The organism is Azospira inquinata, from assembly GCF_018905915.1.
Lineage (GTDB): Bacteria > Pseudomonadota > Gammaproteobacteria > Burkholderiales > Rhodocyclaceae > Azospira > Azospira inquinata.
In genome coordinates this window covers 2,734,709-2,753,297 of sequence record NZ_CP064782.1, presented here as the reverse complement: position 1 = coordinate 2,753,297, position 18,589 = coordinate 2,734,709, and the positions used below count along the sequence as shown (strand labels likewise).

Here is an 18,589-nt window from a genome sequence, read left to right as displayed (position 1 = left end):
CATGCTGCGCCACCTTCCCCTTGCCATTTTTTTTCGGGGTTCGAGAAGAGGTTCCAGGATTTTTTTTGCTCATAGCATCACCACAATAGACTTAATTATAAAAAAGAATTCAACCTATATTATTTCCGGCTAATACTCTTCTTTAATAACCCAGCGACCTTTATCGTTCGCAAAGACCAATCCTTTGCGGAGATACCCGTCTTCTTTGTTTTGCAGCTTCAGAGAAACTTTGACGCTTTCCGGAGAATCCACCATCACCACCGGGCGCCCGATCAATTTCACTTCTTTCCCTAACAGTCCCCGGTTCCCATCCATCGTCCAAGCTTGCTTGGCCGCTTCCTGGCTACCCTCCCCGTACAGGGACAGGTAATTGGCTACGTTTTTGTCTTCCAGGGTCTTTTTCCAATTTTCGACTACCGCCAGAATCTGTTGCTTAATGTCGGACATCACCGCCCGATCAGGCTTTTGGATCGGCTGCTCTGCCCCATTTTCTTTTTTAAGGAGCAATTTTTTGTTCGCCGCGGAAACGTCGCTCAAACGGTCCCGCCAATAGGCGTACTTAGGCGCTTTCCCCGATTTAATCGATTCCTGCTCAGCAGCCAAAACTTTGTCATATTCTTCCAAGGCCAGGGCATTTCTGCCCGTCCGCTGATAAACAACCCCCAGGTTATGGATTACCCAAAGATTGTCCTTGTCTTTCTGCTGGGCTTGTAGCAAGGACTCTTCAGCCCCTTTGTAGTCGCTGCTTTCGATTTGCAGGTAGGCTTTGGCTAGCAACTGGTCCACATCACTTTTTGCGGATTCCCCATTGTTGGCAGGAACAGACTGGGCCGTGGCGCAGGAGACCAGCAGCAGCAGGGAGGCAATCCCAACTAGATGAGTCCATGCATTTTTAACGGAAGCAACCATAGTTCTACTCTCCAAAATATGCGCGACAAGCGATTATGATAAACGCATTACCAGCGCTCGGTAAAAGAGCGTAGCTCTGGCATCCCTAATCGCATCGCTAACGCATTGATCTACATTGATATTATATCTTGCCGCCTCTTTTTTAATCGGGCTGTTTTCGTGAAATAGGTCGCAAAAATACACTAATTTACAATTTGTTCTCTCGCCCACAATTTCGAAAAATATAACCTAAGTAATACGATAAAAACATAATCGGGCCCCAGCCATAATCACAAAAAACATTATCTGATCTCCCTTCATTTAGAGCTGGCCCCGTTTGTTTGGACAGAATTTCCACGGAGATAAGTAGCGCCCGGCGCTGGTAGCGTTATTCACGGGTTACCGACGACGGGTGATAACAGCTATAAGTCGCTGCTCCTGCTACTTTCAATCCATTGGGAAGCGTGCCGGACAACATACCGTTACTGGTAGTGGCCCCGGCAAAAGCCACATTGGAAATAGGCGCCAACAAATCGCTGTTGGAGAGCGTGATCTGCAGCTCGGTTATCCGCCCGGTATAAATAGTGCTAGGTTGTCCGCTGGGTAGGCAAAGCCAGCGCCATTGACGACACGAACGCCAGGAACAGCCGACGAAAAGCGAAACGCGGGGCAACAGGTCCGCGGAAAAAAAAGCTCAAAGTGGGCAGCAAATCACGCATAGCAAAGGCTTCTTTGAGGGTAAGCAGAAAAACGCACAGACCGTTACGGCCCGAAGTACTGATTGAAATTGCTGCGAAGGAGTATAGAGAGAGGAGCGAAACAGACTGTAAAGAATGCTCAAGCCATAGGATGAGAACATTTACAGAAATGACGAAGCGATAATTCACTAACCCAAAAACTAGCGGCCCAGGCTACCCCAAAGAGAGCGCAGAGGAGAATCCGTAGAACAAAAACCGGGCGATGCTAACGGGGCTGAGCTGGAAACAGCAGAAACGCCGAGAAGCCGTCTTCCCCCAGGTCCACGGCGAATACGGCACCATGCCGTTCGGCAACCTTGCGCACGAAGGTCAGCCCCAGCCCATAGCTGCCTATCGGCGAAGCTTTGGCAGTGGAGGTCCCTTCCTGGGGATCAAATCCCCTCCCCTGGTCACGGACCCCCAGGCGCACCCCTCCCGCCGGGTCTCGCTGGAAGAAAAAGGTCAGGGTGCCCCCTTCCGGCCCATAGCGCAGGGCATTCCAGCCGAGATTCAATAGCGCCCGAGACAACAGCCGATAATCCCCTTGCACCCACCAGTTTTCAGCAATGCTGTCGCGCTCGATGGCCGCCTGATGGCGGCGGGCATCTTCCCAAAGATCATCGGCCACTTGGTGTAGCAGTTCCACCAAGTCCACTTCCCCAAAATCGGTCGCCACAATATTATCGGCGCGGCCAAAAAGCAGGAATTGCTCCGACAAATCCAAGGCCCGGCGTGCGCAGGCATCCACCCGGGCCACGAGATCCTCCGCCTCCCCGACCTCGGAACGTTCCAACGCCTCCGCCAGACCCCGTAACGAAATCAGGGGTGCGCGCAGGTCATGGGCCAGATGACGTAACGTATCGTCCCGAAGCGCTTTCCGTTCCGCCGGCCCCGCTTCAATGGCAATCCCAGCGGCTACCCGGTCCACCGCTGCCGAAATCGCCTGAATCCGGGATTCCACCGGATCTAGAAACGTTTGGTGCGGAAGTACCGCATCCACAGAAGCCGGCACCAGGGAAGCGATCCGCCCGGTTTCCCGCGCCATGGCCGTAACACTGGCTTCGAGCCGACGCCAGCTCCATAGGGGATAGGCCACGCAAACCCCCAGCACGGTGGTCGCCGGTGGCCACCACACGCCCGCCCACTTCAAGGCCAGAACGGCACCGAGAACGCTACCGGCAGCCACCACAAAGGTCATTGCCAAGGCCATCGTCAACGGCACCAACAGATAGGCAATCAGCACCCCAAGCAACAGCAGGAGAGACAGCACCAAAGTCGCCGCCAAAGAAGCGGGGCGGATCAACCCATCGGTCTGGACGGCCGTCAGTACATTGGCCACGAACTCGACGCCAGACATTTCACCATTCCGCCCGGACAAGGGCGTAGCCACGGTGTCGCCCAGACCCACGGCGGTAGCCCCAACCAACACGGGATGCCCCTTAAGCGTGGAGGGGGGGACTTCCCCCGCCAAAAGCGCGGCGGCAGACACCCGCGCATAGGAGCCACTAGGGCCGGAGAACTGGATCAACCGGGCCTCAGGCCGGTGAGGAGGTGCCACTCCAGCCATTACCCAACTAATGTGGGGCAACCCCATGCCCCCGATCACTTCAGAAGGATGAATACGTCGGACGATGCCGTCCGAATCCACCGCCGCTTCCGCATGGCCCAGAACAGCCACGGTCCGAAACAGGGGAAGGGGCTGAATTGCCGCCCCCCCTTCCGGTCTCTACCCCGTAGACAGGCAACACCACTCGCCCCGGATAGTGCCTGATGGCCTGGGCCAAATGGGCATCTTCAAGGGAAGAGGCTGGTTCGGCCAAAATGATGTCCAACAAGACGGGCCCCGCCTGATCCCGGGACAGACAATCCAGAATCTCGGCCAGTTTTTCCCGGGACCAAGGCCAGCGCCCCAGGCGAGCCAGGCTGGCTTCATCAATGGCCACCAGGACAGGCGCCCTGGCGCCACGCACCGCGGCGGGTTCGGCGTTTAATTTGATGGCCCAGTCATAGGCCCAAATATCCGCCCGCTCCAACCAGCGCCCGTGGAGAGCCACCACAACAAAGGTCACCAGGAGCAGCAGCAATAATAGCCACTCTCCCAGCAGGCGCCGGTGAATCACAGCAACGGCAAGACCAAAACCAGCGCCCACCACGGCAGATTCGACGGCACTTCAAAACGCTGGGGAGTGGACCAGGGGCCAGCACTGCCATCGGCAAGCACCGGCTGAATGCGGATGAAATGGAGCCCTGATTTCGGTGTCGGAAACTGGGCCGAGGTGCCGGTGACTTCGATTTCCCTAGGCGGCGCAGAAAAATTGACGTCGTCTCCCAACTGAACCCGATAACGTAAGTCCTGGGGCCCGGACCAGGCCACATGCAAGCCATCCTTCGATAAAGACGGGGGAGCGACTTCCGTGGGGGCAAGCTGGTGGAAATGGGCACCATCGCCAAAGGGGCCCTGATAACCATCCGCTCGGCGCGAAGCCAGACGCCACCAATAGTCCCCGGGGGAAACCGGGTCGGCCAAGGTCAATTCCCGAGCAGCCACGGCAGGGACATCAACCAGGATTCGTTCAAAATTCGGATCACTTGCCATCTGAAGCCGGGTAGTCGCGGCCCCCTCCGCTTCAGCCCACGAAAAATGGACTTTCCCGGCAGAAAATCCCTTCGGGGAGGGATAAAGCATCAGCGGAGGTTCCGGGTGAGCCCGCACGGCAATGGGCTGAACGGCATCCCGCCCCTCCAGACCATGGGCATCCACCGTACGCAACGCAAGGAAATAGTCCCCGTCCGGTACCCCCGCCATGATCCAAGTCGGGGACGATGTCCGTTCATCTTTGAGGGGAAGGGTAAAGTCGGCATCGGCGGCCAGACGCCAATGCCACTTAGCGACACCAGCGAGCGGCGGTACGGAAAAACTCACAACAGTACGTTCTACCCGTTTCGGCAATTCGGAAACATCGGGAGCCGGGGGCAAGGCCACGGGTTTTCCGACTCGGCCAGCCTCTGCCACGACCCCTTCACCGGGATTCAAGGTCGCCTGGGTACGTTTCCCTGCAATCCAAACCTTACCTTCGATCAGCTCGTGATGGCTTTCCTCACCTTCGCTCCCCACGCGGAAACGGGTCCCTCGCACAGCGGTCACCACGCGCGGCGTCCGTACTTCAAAACGGGAATCGGACGCTTTCAGTGAGGGCACATGGCTTTCCGCGCTCCCCGCCTCTAAATCAATCACGGTACGTTCCATAGGCGCGCCGCTAATTTGTTTCAATTCCCCAAGACGGGCCCGTGTTCCGGGAGGAAACACTACCGTAGCGCCATTGCGCAGCTTCAGGGTCAGGATGCCATCGCTGCCGGTATCGATATGATCGCCTTCCGGCAACTTCATCCCCTTCGCGACCATCCCCTGGTCACTGCTGACCTTACCGGTCACATGGAGAACCTCCGCACGGCCTTTTGTCCAGCGCAACCACTGCGCCGGCAGACGAATCATGCTGCCGGGCTGAAGGTGGAATTCGTCCGGAACATGATTCAAGGATTTCAGCGCCAGCCAACGCTCGGGACGATCCAGATAACGTTGGGACAAGCTGATGAGGGTATCCCCGGGACGGACCGCGATTTGCGCATCTTCGCCGGCCGACGCCCCTCCAATGCCCCCCAGGCAGCCGACAAAAGCTAGGATCAGGGAAGTTTTAGGCCAAAGGTTCAAGTCGATAACCATGTCCATACACCGACGTAATACGCCAGCCGTTTTCCGGCATCAAACCCAGTAATTTGCGTAACTGGCTGACGTGGATTTCAAGGGTACGGGTTTGTATTTCCGCACCTACGCCCCAGATCGTCTCCAGAAGATGGGTGCGAGAAAGGAGTTTCCCGGGGTTGCGGAAGAAAAATACGGCCAACGCGAATTGACGGGTCGTCAATATGACCGCTTCCTGCCCCACCCAGGCTTTACCCGTCGCCAAGTCGAAGCGGTAAGGAGACACCTCAAGCAGGGTATCCATAGTCGCCAGGCTGGAGCGCCGCGTCAGCACCTGCAAACGCGCCAGGAACTCGTTGGGCCGGATGGGCTTCACCAGGTAATCATCCGCCCCGTGGGTTAAGGCCTCCACAATGTCCGCTTCCGCATCGCGGCTCGTGGTGAACATGACCGGGGTGGAGATACTGCGGGAACGGAGCTGGTCCAGTACAGCGATACCGTCTGCATCCGGTAGCATCCAATCTAGCACCAGGACATCAAACGTTTCCCGAACCAGGCCAAGCAATAGGGCTTTCCCCGTGCCATAGCACTGATACGCGTAACCCACCTCATCTAAAACTCGTGTCAATTGAGCCGCATGCTCGGGCTCATCTTCAAGAACAGCAATTCTCATGGGGATAGAAAAAAATTGAACGCAGAGAGGGAAATGTTATGTGTATTTTTGATACGTGGCCCCGCGAATCATGATAGCAGGTTTGCGCGGCAGCACCGCCTCCCCTTCGCCCCCGAAACAACGTCAGGGTCCGGAAGTTGGACAGACGTTCACCATAGCCATCCCTTTCAGATTAATGGGGGGATGTGATGCCCGCTGCGGCTGAGGTCTCCCAGATGAATGAACTTAAAGAAATGCCGATATTTCTAACAATTTCGTTAAAAAAGAGCTAGCCCCGTTTTTTTGGACAGAATTTCCTCTGAGATAAGTGGAGCCCTGCGCTGTTAGCGTTATTCACAGCCTGAGAAGATACGGGGAAATCGGATGCTTGGCATGTGGCTGACGGGTGTTGGGCTTGGGATAAAACACCTCGATGCCCATTTTCTTCATCAGCATTTGCACCCGCTTGCGACCAACGGCATGCCCGTCCTGGCAAAGCATCCGGCTGCTGGCGAAGGGGAACTTCAGATGCCGTTCATGGATCCGGCGCATCCGCCCCACATCCTCAGGCGAGATCGGTGCGGGCGTGTAATACGCCGTTGAGCGGGCAATGCCGAGAATCCGGCATTGCCGGACCATCGATAGATCATGGCTGCAGTCGATCATTGTCTTGCGCTCAACATGCCCGCCTTGGTGAGCGCTTTTTCTAAAAAATCATTTTTCAGCGCTAAGTCCGCGATCTTGAGCCCCATCGCCGTGGTGTCGGGCGATTTCGCCTTGGCCCTCTATCGCCCAAGACTTGCGACGAGCGTTCCAACAAATGCCTTTTCCAGTCGGATCTGGTTGGGAGGAACATCGAACAGCTGGACCAACTCAGCCACCGTCTTGTCGCCTCGCAAGGCGGCAAGCGCCACCTTCGCCTTGAACTCCGGCGAGTGACTCTGCCGCTTCCTTCTCGTCAGGCTCGTGCTCCGCAATTCAAGCCGCTAGGCAGCTGTTGGCTGAGCAAGGCTATCACTTATCCTCCTGCCCCAAGTCCCGGGGCCGGCTCTTTTCCCTTCTGTCAGGCCCCATTCCTTAGATATCCCGCCCCAAGAGGAAATAGCAAAGGCTTATTTAGCCCCCCCTTTAACCGGCGAGGGCACCATCCCCCCTTTTTACCCACAAAAAAGCCGGCTTATAGCCGGCTTGGTGGGGGATAAGCCCTTCCTCGGCGAACCTCAGATCAACCCCAGCAGAGGCCACCAGGTCAGGGCAAAGAGCAGCAGCATGAGGTAACCGATGCCGGTCAGCCATAGGCCCACCAGGGTGAATTGGCGAGTGGTAAAGGTTTCCGTCCCCAGGCAGACCATATTCTGGGGAGCATTTACCGGCAGCACGAAACCGAAACTTACGGTAAAGGCCAAGAGCATGGTAATGCCGGCAGCGTTGATGGGGCCTGGCAGGCTGGTCAGCACACTGATGAGAATGGGGAGCAGGGCCGCCGTTAGAGCCGTGGCGCTGGCAAAGCCCAGGTGGATAAGAATCAGGAAGGCGGACAGCACGGCGAAGATACCAAAGGCAGACAGGGTGTCCAGATGGAACATCTGCACCACAAAGGTGGAGAGCCAGGCCGCTGCCTTGGTATCCAGCAGAGCCGTCCCCAGGCTGATTCCCACCCCGAACACCAGCACCGTGCCCCAGGGGATGCGCTTCTGGGCTTCGCTCCAGCTCATAACCCCCACGCCAGGCAAAAGCATCAGGGCAATGCCCCCAATGGTGGTGGAGGCCGTATCCAGGTTATGCAGCTTGCCCTCCGTAGCCCATAGGCCCAGCAACACCAGGGACAGGGTCAGAAGGCGCTTTTCTGCGCCGCTCATGGGCCCCAGGGCCGCATAAGAATCGGCCATGGCCTGCTTGCCCCCGGGAATGGTCTCGATCTCCGGCGGCAACACTCGGCGCACCACAAAAAAGAGCACCACGGACATAGCGATAGCCCAAGGGGCGCCAGCGATAAACCAATCAATCCAGGTCAGGGCATGCTCCGCTCCAAAGGCCTTTTCCACAAAGCCCCGGGACAGGAGATTCTGGGCGGCAGAAGTGAGAATGCCGATATTCCAGATACTGGTGGCCTGGGCGATGGTAATCATGATGGACGCTGCCAAAGGCCCTTTTTTATCCAGCTTCAGGGAAGCAATGCCCCCCAGCATAATGGGCACCACGCAGGCGGTACGGGCCGTGGCGCTGGGGACAATAAAGCTCAGGAGAATGGTCACCACGATGGAGCCAATGAGCACCCGCTTTCCCCCCGCCCCGATGTGGGACATGGTGAACAAGGCGATGCGCCGATCCAGGCCGGTCACGGTCATAGCCGCCGCAATAAACAAGGCGGCGGCCACCAGGGCCAGACCGGAATTGGAAAAACCGCCCAGTGCCAGTTTGAGGGCCTTCTGGGTACCGATCACCTTGCTGGGATCGGCCATATCAGGGGCACTCCCCACCAGAAAAATGATCAGGGCGGAAATGAGGATGGAACTCACCGTGTAATCCATAGCCTCGCTGATCCAGACAATCACAGCGAAAGCCAGGATGGCCAGCATATGGTGCCCGGCCACGGGAAGCCCGCCCCCCAGGGGCAACAGCTCAATGATTACGGCAGCCAGTACCCCCAAGAGGCCACCAATAAGGGAAATATTCAGGGGTTTCTTGCCTCCCGGAGCTAGGGAGGGAGTTGAGGTGGACATGGATGTCTCCTTCGTTGTTGTAGTTCATGACAAAAACAGCGGGAAATCCCGGTACTTCCCGAATCGTTCAGATTTTGGCGGCCCTGCTCGGAAATCGTTAGCCCTGCCCTTGGCGGACAGCAACGCCCGGAGCTTCCCCCGCCTGGACGCCACCGCCCCGGGAACCCACCCTAAAGGGCAAATTCCCCGTCCCACCCAGGCCCCAATGCCACGCTAACACAGACCTGGTAATCCCGGGTAAGCCTCTGATCCCGCGTCAAAATTCTCCTCCCGGCCCCGGTGCGTCCCCAAGCCAATAAGCACCAAAACAGGGCATCCCCCAACTTCCGAAACCGCCCCCGCCAGCCCCCTTGGCCCCCGCATTTTTCAAGAGGATAATAGAACTAAAGTAATAGTTACATCCCTGGTCCTAGCCCCATGAATCGCCTCGAACAGCTCCTACTTTTCCTCGGGAAATCGCCAACGGCGGAAGAAACCCCCTTGATCCCTCAGGGAAAATCCTCCATGTGGCCCGGTTTATGCAGTGTTGGTGCAGGAAATGAAATTTTGTTTGGAGTACTGCAATGAAGACCCGAGGCACAGACTTTTTCGGCAGCGGCGCCCTCCTCCTCCCCGCCCTCCTGGGCTGGGGCGCCCATTCCATGACCGTTTTCGCCGTCGCCCAGTTGCTCCTGCTGCTGGGCTTCCTACTCATGGCGGCCTGGGAGCAGAATCTGCTGGACCGTCAGGGTGACGGGGAAAGCGAATCCTGATTTTCGGGCCATGACGGGCCGGGGAATGGCCAAGTTCCAGCCACTCCCCTAAAAGCAACACTAGGCCGTAGCACCCGCCCGCCCATGATCCGCCCCCTTCCGGGGACGGTAAGGGGTTACTCCCCCCGGGTGGCTTCGGCCGCCGGGGAAACCGCCTCCCCCCCCTCCGGATCCACCGTCAGTTTCCGCACAAAGCCTTCCGGCCGCTCGAACAGGGCGATGGATTCCACGTGGGAGGTGTGGGGGAACATATTGACCACTCCGGCACCGAGGAAACGGTACCCCTGCTGATGGGTCAATACCGCCGCATCCCGGGCCAGGGTGGCCGGATTGCAGGAAACATAGACAATTCGCCGAGGGCCGTCTTCCCCCAGGGCTTTGACCAGATCAATAGCCCCTTCCCGGGGCGGATCGATGAGCATTTTGTCGAAATGGCCCAGGGCCGCCAGGGATTCGGGAGTGCACTCAAACAGATTGGCGACACCGAACCGGGTACGCTCCGCCAGACCGTTGGCGGCGGCATTTTCCCCGGCCCGATCCACTAGGGCCTGACTCCCTTCAATACCGGTGACCTGGGCTCCGGAACGGGCGATGGGCAGGGTGAAATTCCCCAGGCCACAGAACATATCCGCCACCCGCTCCCCCTCCCGGGGAGCCAGCAAACTCATGGCCCGCCGCACCAACACCCGATTGATGGCCGGATTAACCTGAGTGAATTCCGTGGGAGCAAACCCCATGGACAGGTCGAATTCGGGCAATTCATAGGTCAAGTCCGGAGCTTCCCGGGGGTAAAAGCGGTACACCGATTCCGGCCCTTTGGGCTGAAGATAGAGCACTACCCCGTGTTCATCGGCAAACTGGCGCAGCAAGGCCTCATCCCCGTCATTCAGGGACTCCAGAATACGCAGAACCAGCACGGTGCAATGGGCGCCCACCGCCACTTCCACCTGGGGCAGCCGTTCCCGGATAGAAAGGCGGCTGAACATCTGGCGCATAGGCAGAATCAACTGAGAAATCTGGGGGGGCAGAATGGCGCAGCTTTGCAAATCCGCCACATAGCTGCTCTTTTTTTCGTGGAATCCCACCAGCACGCCGCCCTTTTTCTGCACCATGCGCACCGTCAACCGGGCCCGGTGCCGATAGCCCCAGGGCTGGCCATAGATGGGGGGAAACAGCTGCTCCGGGCGGACCCGACCGATATGCCAGAGATTGTCTTCCAGTACCCGCTGCTTGGCCGCCACCTGGGCACCATGGTCCAGGTGTTGCATGCTGCATCCACCACACACGCCGAAATGGGGGCAACGGGGCTGGGCCCGGAAGGGGGATGCTTTAATGACCCGAGTGGTTTCAGCCAGCTCATAGGAATTTTTGCGCCGGAAACTGGCGTATTCCACCTTTTCCCCCACCAAGGCGCCTTCCACAAAAATGGTTTTGCCTTCCAGGTGGGTCACCCCACGGGCGTCATGGTCCAGAGATTCAATAATTCCAACGGGCATGGTCGAACAATCCGGGCAAAAGAGGGATTTTATCAGCCTCGCCCCCCTTTTCTTCAGCCCCCTCTCCGCCACCTGTCCTGGACAAGATTTACCCTTAACACCAAGCCCCATTTAAGATGAAGGCTTTTCCTTTCCTCCCTTTCCCATGAGCGAAAGCCCTATCCTCAGCCAGGCGGAAATGGCCCAGGCCCTGCTTCAATTATTGCCCCAGGCCCAAGGCCACATCCGGATCTTTGACCGCCAATTGGAAAGCTTTCCCTTGGAGAGCCCGGCTGCCATCGCCCTATTGCAGCCCTTTCTGGCCCGCCCCCCACACCAGCTCACCCTGGTATTACAGCGTCCCGAACCTACCCTCACCCGCCGCCCCCGGCTTATGGACCTGCTGCGCCGTTACGCTCCCCGCTTCCAGTTACTGCAAACACCACCCCACCTGGATAATCTGTCGGACGCCAGCCTTTTAATTGACGAGGCCTGGGGAATCATCCGTTTTGATCAAAATCAGTCCCGAGGGAAAATTCTGGTGGCGGATAAAGCCGCCTGTCGCCCTTATATACAGCGATTCCAGGACATTCTGGCAGAAGGCTGTACCCCGCTTTCCGCCTCGCCCCTGGGCCTGTAACATGCATTTTAAATGTCGCAGTGCAGCGAACCCCTATTCACAAATAAAAAAAGTGCTATAATTTCGAACTGGTTGACCCCCCTGGTTAACCGCCTGAAAATTTTTAGGATCCTTTTGGATTCGTAATATTCTTTATCGATAGGGAATCGACAATGAAACATTCTCTCCTCGTTGCTGCTCTGATTGCTCTGGCTGTTTCCGCTTGCTCCAAGAAGGAAGACGCTGCTCCTGCTCCCGCTCCTGCCGCTGAAGCTCCTGCTGCTGCTCCTTCCGCTGCTCCTGCTGACTCCGCCGCTGCCGCTCCTTCTGATTCTGCTGCTGCCGCTCCTGCTGATTCCGCTGCTGCCGCTCCTTCTGATTCCGCTGCTAAGTAATCAGTCTGTAGCAATGCGAAAAGCCGGCCTTTGGGCCGGCTTTTTTATTGCCTAAAATCCGATAAAACCCGAATTCAGGACAGCCCTGGATTTTCCATCACCACCTTATTCCCAAGCCCCTTCCTAACTTCCTCCCGGCCTCGATTATCTTTCAGGCCAGATCCCGCCAGGCAAACCCATAAGCCTGGGACGCCGCCTCTACTTCCTCGGTAGCACACCCCAATACCCCGGCCAGGGCAGCCATCGCCAATTCGGGACGGTTATTTTCCTGACTGAGATGGGCGGCCACCACGTGCTGCAGGCGCCGGACATCCAGCTGCCCCAACAGATCCGCCGCCGCCCCGTTGGCCAAATGACCAAACCGTCCCGCCACCCGCCGCTTCAGACTATCCGGATAGGAGGAACGAGCCAGCAACTCCGGATCGTGATTGCACTCCAGCACCAGACCATCGCAAGCCGCCAGCATTTCCAGAATATGGGGGGTAGGCTCCCCTGCATCCGTGAGTATCCCCAGGCGCCGGGCCCCGTCGGTAAAGACGTATTGCACCGGCTCCCGGGCATCATGGGGGACCGCGTAGGGAAAAATTTGGAGGTCTCGGCAGGCCACAGATTCGCCGGCCTGACAGAGCTTTACCTCGACGCCGGACCAGACGTCCGGTGAGGTAGCCGCCAGGGTTCCCGGGGTGAGCCAGACGGGAATGGCGTATTTGCGGGCTAGTCGGCTGACACCGGCCAGATGATCGCTATGTTCGTGGGTCACCCACAGACCACTGATCTGCTGGGCTTCCAGCCCCAGGCGGCCCAACCGGCGTTCCGTTTCTTTAACGGAAAAGCCGCAATCCAGCAGCGCCACCGTCTCCCCGCTGGCGACAACCAGGGCGTTGCCCCGGCTGCCGCTTCCCAGGGAAGCAAAGCGCATCACTTCAACTGATCGTAGAGCAGACCCAGAATCTTCTTGCCCGTATCGGAACGATCCACGCCGCCTTCCTTGGAAAGAACCTGCACTGCGCAACCGCTGTCCGTTTCCTTAACGAAGACCTGATACTGAATCTTGCTATCCGGGTCGGTCTTCTTGTCGCTCTTCCAGAAGGCCAGCTTGGACAGGAAGCCCTTGTCGTCGCCCTTCTGGCTTTGGGCATCCGCTTCCGGATCCACATAGCGAACGTAGAACAGACCCTTGGTCCGATCCCGATCCATCACCGTGAAGCCTACCCGGTCCAGGGCCAGCCCAACCCGACGCCAAGCCCGGTCAAACCGCTCCTGCACCATCAGGGAGGAGGCACCATCCGCCGTCTTGGTCAAAGTGGCCCGATCCGGCTGCTGGGTCTTGGCCGCCTGAACCATGGCCGTGGCGTGTTTTTCTTCCGTACCGAAGCGCACCATCAGGCGACGCAGCATTTCCGCTTCCAGGTCCGGGTCCGCCGGGCGAGGTTCCCAACGGGTCTGATCCCGACCTTCGGAAATGTACACTTCATACATGCCCCGGTGGCTGATGAAAATATCCGTAGTCCCGGCTTTTTCCCCCGGTTCCAGGCGGGTACGGAATTTATCCCGCTCCGGCGTGGAGTAGAGGGAATCCAGGAGTTTGCCCAGGGTATTGCGGATGAAATCCATGGGCAGCTTGGCCCGGTTTTCCGCCCAGTCCGTTTCCATGACCCCGGCTTCCGGGGTTTCCTGGGCAATCACAAAGCCGTTTTCCTGCCAGAAATCCTTGACCAGATCCCAGACCTGATCCGGAGACCCGGACACTTCCAGCCAGCGTTGGGACCCGGCCCGTTCGATGTGGGCTTTATCCACCTGGGGCAGCAATTCCGTGTTCTGCACCTTGGCCTGGGGCGACGTCCGTTCCGCGTTGTATTCCGAATAGGTAGCCGTGCCCTTCTTGCCCCCCGGCATGTCGGGTACCGCATAGCGGTCATCCTTGCCCGGTGAGGTGAGATCGGGGGGAATTTCCAGGGAAGGGGCCCGGGTCTTGGCGGCGGACTTGTAATCCACCTTTTTCGACTCGGGCATCAGGCTAAAGTCGCTGCACGCGGAAAGGAGCAACAGGCCGGTCAAAGCCGGAACGAAGGAGGTCAGCTTCATAGATTTCCCAGTTGATGGCAAAGGGCCTGGCTTAAGCCAGCACCCCGGCCTGACGCATGGCGGCCAGCACCCGTTCCTGCTTGTCGGCAGACAAGGGGGTAAGGGGCAAACGGATACCGCCAGGGATCAGCCCCAGGCGATGAACGGCCCACTTCACCGGAATCGGGTTGGATTCGCAGAACAGGTGACGGTGCAGCCCCAAGAGGCGGAAATGGAGTTCCCGACCGGTCTGCACATCCCCGGCCAGACCGGCGGCACACATCTGATGCATAAGGCGGGGCGCCACATTGGCGGTGACAGAAATGTCCCCCTTGGCCCCCATGAGAATCAGGGACAGGGCGCTGGCGTCATCGCCGCTATAGACCGCGAAGTCGGCCGGCGCCCGGGCCAGCAGGTCGCAACCCCGGTCCAGCTGACCGGTGGCGTCCTTAATGCCCACGATATTGGGGATTTCCGCCAGACGCAGGGCGGTGTCATTGGACATATCCGCCGCCGTCCGTCCCGGAACGTTGTAGAGAATCACCGGCACATCCACCGCTTCGGCGATAGCCTTGAAATGCTGGTACATGCCTTCCTGGGTGGGCTTGTTGTAGTAGGGCACCACGGACAGGCAGGCATCGGCCCCCACGCTCTTGGCAAAGCGGGTGAGTTCGATGGCTTCGGCGGTGGAATTACCTCCCGTCCCGGCGATGATGGGAATACGGCCAGCGGCCTGTTCCACGGAGGCTTTGATCAGCTCCGCATGTTCATCCACATTCACCGTGGCGGATTCGCCGGAGGTGCCGACAATGACCAGGGCATCGGAACCTTCCTGGACATGGAAATCGATGAGACGACGCAGACTGTCGATATCGAGGCTGCCATCCTCGAACATGGGCGTCACGAGGGCGACAATGGAACCGGTAATCATGGGAAAAGTCATGGGGTGAAAATTAACTCGGCAATTCTACCCCGAAAGACCGGGGCGGAAGTGTAACGGGAAGTGAAAGAGCCTTCCGACACCGCCGGAAAGGCCTAATAGCCTCCCCGGGGTAGGGAAATCCCTCACAGATCGGAAAGGGCGCGCAGGTGGGCCACCACGCTCCGGGCCAGAGCGGAAAGCACATAGCCCCCTTCCAGCATGGAAACGATACGGCCCTGACAGCAGTGTTCCGCCACCCGCCGCAGCTGCTGGGTCACCCAGGCGAAATCGGATTCCACCAATTTCATGCTGCCCATGTCGTCTTCGTAATGGGCGTCGAAACCGGCGGAAATCAGCAACAGCTCTGGTTTAAATTCATAGAGCCGGGGCAGCCAGATATCGGTCACCACCATGCGGAATTCCTCCCCCCCGGTCCCGGCAGGCAGGGGAATATTGCACATATTCTCCGCCACCGTATCGGCGCCGCTGTAGGGGAAGAAGGGATGCTGGAACATGCCGGTCATGAGCACCCGGGGCTCATCTTTGAAAGCGTCCTCCGTGCCATTACCGTGGTGTACGTCAAAATCCACAATGGCTACCCGGGACAGGCCGTGGGCCGTCAGGGCATGGCGGGCCGCCACCGCAATATTGTTGAGGAAGCAGAAGCCCAGGGCGCTCTCCCGCTCCGCATGGTGGCCAGGCGGACGGATGGCGCAAAAGGCATTCCCTACCTCCCCCTTCATGACCAGATCCACCCCCAGTATCCCGGCCCCGGCGGAACGTAACGCCGCCTGCCAGGTGTGGGGATTCATGGCCGTATCCGGGTCCAGGTGGATGATGCCGGTGGTGGGTACGCTACGCTTGAGCTTTTCCAGATAGGCCGCCGGATGGACCCGGAGCAGCTGGTCCATGGTCGCCAGGGGGGCATCGTAGTAGCTGAAATAGGGGTCCAGCCCCTGGGCGATCATGAGATCGCTGATGGCGGACAGGCGGGCCGGGCTCTCCGGGTGAAAGGAGCCCATATCGTGAAGATGGCAATCACGATGGGTGATGAAGGCGGTGGTGGTCACTTGAGTGCTTCCGGGGTGAAAGAACGGGGCCGCAGGGCCACGCCTCGGGTTATAGATATAGTCGTATCAAGTGCGAGTCTCCTCTTGGGGATTATTGCGCCATTGCCCCAAAGCCACAAGCCATGCCCCTTTGCTCCCTGGCCCAGAAGCGAATCAGGCCCGCCGGGCCTTGGCGACGTACCGGCCCGCTCCCTGGCGCCCCCAGGGGAGTCGGGTACAATGGCCCCTCCCAGCCAATGCTGGAGCCGGTCTTCCGGGGATATGGGGGGGACACCGGATAGCTCCGGCTCCCCAGGGGAAGTGCCCGTCCCTATTGGCCTGGAGGCCATCCCAAGGCCTTCTGGCCAAGCCCCGCCTCCGAAGTGAGGCTCCGCCCCTCCGGCAGAAAATCATTGCCATGCATAACGACGGGCCGCCCGGAAAATTCCGGCAGCCGGTCGGGAGACCATCTTGAAAATCATCCCATCCCTGATCCTAGCCTGTCTGACCGGGCTGGGCTGCCACGCCCCCCTCTACGCCCAGAGCAGCTTTTCCGACAATCCGGAAGTGACCCAATTCATCTCGGACATGGGCCAGAAGTACGCCTATGACGGGGCCGCCCTGGAAGCCATGTTCGCGTCCGTGGAACCCAACGACACGGTCCTCACCGCCATTCTTCCAGGGGTCTCCGCTGAAAGCCGTTCCTGGCAGCGTTACCGGGCCCAGTTTCTGACCGATCGGCGCATCCGGGAAGGCGTGGCTTTCTGGAACCAGCACCCGGCCACCCTGGCCAAGGCGGAAGCAGAATTCGGCGTCCCGGCGGAAATCATTGTGGCCATTATTGGCGTGGAAACCGAATACGGACGGCACATGGGCCGCTTCAACGTATTCCGTTCCCTGGCCACCCTGGCATTTAATTACCCGCCCCGGGCCGAGTTTTTCCGGGGGGAACTGGAGCAGTTTCTCCTCCTCACCCGGGAAAACGGTATTCCCCCCATGAGCGTCAAAGGGTCCTTCGCCGGCGCCATCGGCATTCCCCAATTCATGCCCGGCAGCCAGCGCCGCTACGGGGTGGATTTTGACGGGGACGGCCACATCGACCTGTGGCACAGCCCAGATGACGCCATCGGCAGCGTGGCCCGCTTTCTCCATGAGCATGGCTGGCAACCCGGCGCCCCCATTGCCGAGCCCTTACCGGGAGGGCTGTACTTTCCGCCGGACTTAACCACCGGAAGCCAGCCCCGCTACCAGGGCGCAGAACTGGCCCAGCGCGGCCTGCCCATCCCCCCAGCCCAGTACGACGAGCCCCTGGCCCTGATTGCCCTGGATACCCCGGAAATGCCGGATGAGGACTGGATCGGCCACGCCAATTTCTACGCCATCACCCGCTACAACCACTCCAGCTTTTACGCCATGTCCGTGTTCCAACTGGGAGAAGCGGTCAGGGCCGCCCGGGAACAGCCCGGGGAAGGGGTAATCGGCAATGCCGCTCCCGCCGCGCCCAGCCCCAGCGGCCGAGCAAGCCGTCATCGCCCCGCCTTGGGACAAAGCCAGAAAAAGGCTGGCCACCGTCACCCGGCGGGAAACAAGGCCAAGAAGAAACACTAGTTAGGGAGGGCCAGCGAAAGAAGATACCCGCCCCGGAAACAACGGAGACGGGCTACAGCAGGGTATCCCGGGCGATACCGCCCCGGCGGATGATGCGGCGCAATTGGGTGAGGGCTTCTACCTGAATCTGGCGCACCCGCTCCCGGGTCACCCCCAGTTCGCTGGCAATGCTTTCCAGGGTGGCAATTTCCTGGTCGTGGAAGCCGTAGCGCCGTTCCACTACAAAGCGCTGTTTCTCCCCCAGCTGGTCCAGCCAATGGGCCACCAGACGGCTTAACTGGCTCTCCTGGAGCAGCTGCTCCGGGTCGATACCGGTCTCATCCGCCACCAGATCCCCCAGACTATGCCGGTCATCCCCTTCCAGGGGGGTGTCCAGGGAAGCCGCATATTCGCCCCAGGCCAGAATTTTCCGGATGTCCTCCGGGCTACGCCCCAGCTTTTCTCCGATGCGGGCGATAGCGCTACTGTCCGGATGAGCATCGCCGTCCAGCTGATAGCCGGCCCGCTGGACCGCATGAACGTCCTTCATGACGTGGATGGGCAGGCGAATGGTGCGGCCGTGGTTCATGAGAAAACGCTCCACGCTCTGGCGTATCCACCAGGTGGCGTAGGTGGAAAAACGAAAACCCCGCTCGGGATCAAATTTTTCCAGGGCATGGATCAGGCCCAGGTTGCCTTCCTCCACCAGATCCAAGAGGGGAACGCCCCGGTTCAGATAGCGTTTGGCGATATTCACCACCAAGCGCAGATTGTGCTCAATCATTTTCTGGCGGGCGCCAAAGTCACCGGCCCGCACCGCCCGGGTCAGCGCCAACTCCTGATCCGGCGCCAGCAAAGATTTAGCACCGATTTCGTTGAGATAGAGCTGGGTGACATCGTTGAGCACGTCCACCGCCGCGTCGGCGGGGCCGTCCTCCTCTTTTTCCAGGGGCAAAGCCGCCTCAAGCTCCGAACCGTCGAAGTCATCCTCTGGGTCTTCGGCGAACTCGGGCGGCTTGGGCATCG

18 protein-coding genes are annotated in these 18,589 nt (G+C 59.1%); 5 read left to right on the top strand and 13 right to left on the bottom strand.

Features of this window, described 5'->3' with window-relative positions:
• Window positions 1-129 precede the first annotated feature (129 nt).
• The 6 genes from Azoinq_RS12605 to Azoinq_RS12580 all read right to left on the bottom strand — a co-directional run bounded on the left by Azoinq_RS12605 (window position 130) and on the right by Azoinq_RS12580 (window position 6,643).
• A complete protein-coding gene (locus tag Azoinq_RS12605) occupies window positions 130-909 on the bottom strand; it encodes a tetratricopeptide repeat protein (RefSeq protein WP_216128564.1) in 780 nt (259 codons plus the stop codon).
• A gap of 942 nt (window positions 910-1,851) precedes the next feature.
• On the bottom strand, window positions 1,852-3,273 hold the full coding sequence (locus Azoinq_RS15145) for a sensor histidine kinase (RefSeq protein WP_269751317.1): 1,422 nt from the start codon (window positions 3,271-3,273) through the stop codon (window positions 1,852-1,854).
• Window positions 3,233-3,679, bottom strand: a complete 447-nt coding sequence (locus Azoinq_RS15250) for a CHASE2 domain-containing protein (protein ID WP_408627119.1) — start codon at window positions 3,677-3,679, stop codon at window positions 3,233-3,235. The genes Azoinq_RS15145 and Azoinq_RS15250 overlap by 41 nt, the downstream gene beginning before the upstream one ends.
• A gap of 62 nt (window positions 3,680-3,741) precedes the next feature.
• Window positions 3,742-5,346, bottom strand: coding sequence for a FecR family protein (locus Azoinq_RS12590; protein ID WP_216128570.1), 1,605 nt, complete (start codon window positions 5,344-5,346; stop codon window positions 3,742-3,744).
• Window positions 5,318-5,998 carry a response regulator transcription factor gene (locus Azoinq_RS12585; protein WP_216128571.1) on the bottom strand — a complete coding sequence of 227 codons (681 nt, stop codon included), beginning with the start codon at window positions 5,996-5,998 and terminating at the stop codon, window positions 5,318-5,320. The genes Azoinq_RS12590 and Azoinq_RS12585 overlap by 29 nt, the downstream gene beginning before the upstream one ends.
• Before the next feature lie 333 nt (window positions 5,999-6,331).
• Complete coding sequence (locus Azoinq_RS12580; RefSeq protein WP_216128573.1) at window positions 6,332-6,643, bottom strand: hypothetical protein; 312 nt, start codon at window positions 6,641-6,643, stop codon at window positions 6,332-6,334.
• On the opposite strand from Azoinq_RS12580, the gene Azoinq_RS12575 reads away from it, so the two are divergent.
• Window positions 6,626-6,916 carry a hypothetical protein gene (locus Azoinq_RS12575; protein ID WP_216128575.1) on the top strand — a complete coding sequence of 97 codons (291 nt, stop codon included), beginning with the start codon at window positions 6,626-6,628 and terminating at the stop codon, window positions 6,914-6,916. The genes Azoinq_RS12580 and Azoinq_RS12575 overlap by 18 nt on opposite strands.
• A gap of 281 nt (window positions 6,917-7,197) precedes the next feature.
• Here the strand turns inward: Azoinq_RS12575 and Azoinq_RS12570 are convergent, their stop codons facing one another.
• The gene (locus Azoinq_RS12570) at window positions 7,198-8,700 is read right to left on the bottom strand and encodes a DASS family sodium-coupled anion symporter (RefSeq protein ID WP_216128577.1); all 1,503 of its coding nucleotides are present in this window, start codon (window positions 8,698-8,700) and stop codon (window positions 7,198-7,200) included.
• Between the two features lie 563 nt (window positions 8,701-9,263).
• Between Azoinq_RS12570 and Azoinq_RS12565 the strand changes: the two genes are divergently transcribed.
• Window positions 9,264-9,452: a hypothetical protein gene (locus Azoinq_RS12565; protein WP_216128579.1), complete on the top strand. Its 189-nt coding sequence runs from the start codon at window positions 9,264-9,266 to the stop codon at window positions 9,450-9,452.
• Between the two features lie 116 nt (window positions 9,453-9,568).
• Here Azoinq_RS12565 and rlmD read toward each other — a convergent pair whose 3' ends face one another.
• Window positions 9,569-10,948 (bottom strand): 23S rRNA (uracil(1939)-C(5))-methyltransferase RlmD, encoded by a 1,380-nt coding sequence (rlmD, locus tag Azoinq_RS12560; protein WP_216128580.1) that lies wholly within the window; start codon window positions 10,946-10,948, stop codon window positions 9,569-9,571.
• Between the two features lie 145 nt (window positions 10,949-11,093).
• Here rlmD and Azoinq_RS12555 point away from each other — a divergent pair, with 145 nt between their 5' ends.
• Together Azoinq_RS12555 and Azoinq_RS12550 are read left to right on the top strand one after the other, a co-directional pair.
• Entirely contained in the window at window positions 11,094-11,567 is a 474-nt protein-coding gene (locus Azoinq_RS12555) for a DUF7931 domain-containing protein (RefSeq protein WP_216128582.1), read from the top strand.
• A gap of 152 nt (window positions 11,568-11,719) precedes the next feature.
• Window positions 11,720-11,941, top strand: coding sequence for a hypothetical protein (locus tag Azoinq_RS12550; RefSeq protein ID WP_216128584.1), 222 nt, complete (start codon window positions 11,720-11,722; stop codon window positions 11,939-11,941).
• Window positions 11,942-12,092: 151 nt separating this feature from the next.
• Here the strand turns inward: Azoinq_RS12550 and Azoinq_RS12545 are convergent, their stop codons facing one another.
• The 4 genes from Azoinq_RS12545 to Azoinq_RS12530 all read right to left on the bottom strand — a co-directional run bounded on the left by Azoinq_RS12545 (window position 12,093) and on the right by Azoinq_RS12530 (window position 15,997).
• A complete protein-coding gene (locus tag Azoinq_RS12545; RefSeq protein WP_216128586.1) occupies window positions 12,093-12,860 on the bottom strand; it encodes an MBL fold metallo-hydrolase in 768 nt (255 codons plus the stop codon).
• Entirely contained in the window at window positions 12,860-14,026 is a 1,167-nt protein-coding gene (bamC, locus tag Azoinq_RS12540) for an outer membrane protein assembly factor BamC (protein ID WP_216128588.1), read from the bottom strand. The genes Azoinq_RS12545 and bamC overlap by 1 nt, the downstream gene beginning before the upstream one ends.
• Window positions 14,027-14,057: 31 nt before the next feature.
• Entirely contained in the window at window positions 14,058-14,936 is an 879-nt protein-coding gene (gene dapA / locus Azoinq_RS12535) for a 4-hydroxy-tetrahydrodipicolinate synthase (protein WP_216132429.1), read from the bottom strand.
• A 134-nt stretch (window positions 14,937-15,070) separates the two neighbouring features.
• Window positions 15,071-15,997: a histone deacetylase family protein gene (locus Azoinq_RS12530; protein WP_216178419.1), complete on the bottom strand. Its 927-nt coding sequence runs from the start codon at window positions 15,995-15,997 to the stop codon at window positions 15,071-15,073.
• Between the two features lie 450 nt (window positions 15,998-16,447).
• Between Azoinq_RS12530 and mltB the strand changes: the two genes are divergently transcribed.
• The gene (gene mltB / locus Azoinq_RS12525; protein WP_232368483.1) at window positions 16,448-17,584 is read left to right on the top strand and encodes a lytic murein transglycosylase B; all 1,137 of its coding nucleotides are present in this window, start codon (window positions 16,448-16,450) and stop codon (window positions 17,582-17,584) included.
• A gap of 52 nt (window positions 17,585-17,636) precedes the next feature.
• Here the strand turns inward: mltB and rpoS are convergent, their stop codons facing one another.
• Complete coding sequence (rpoS, locus tag Azoinq_RS12520) at window positions 17,637-18,587, bottom strand: RNA polymerase sigma factor RpoS (protein WP_216128590.1); 951 nt, start codon at window positions 18,585-18,587, stop codon at window positions 17,637-17,639.
• Between the last annotated feature and the right edge of the window lie 2 nt (window positions 18,588-18,589).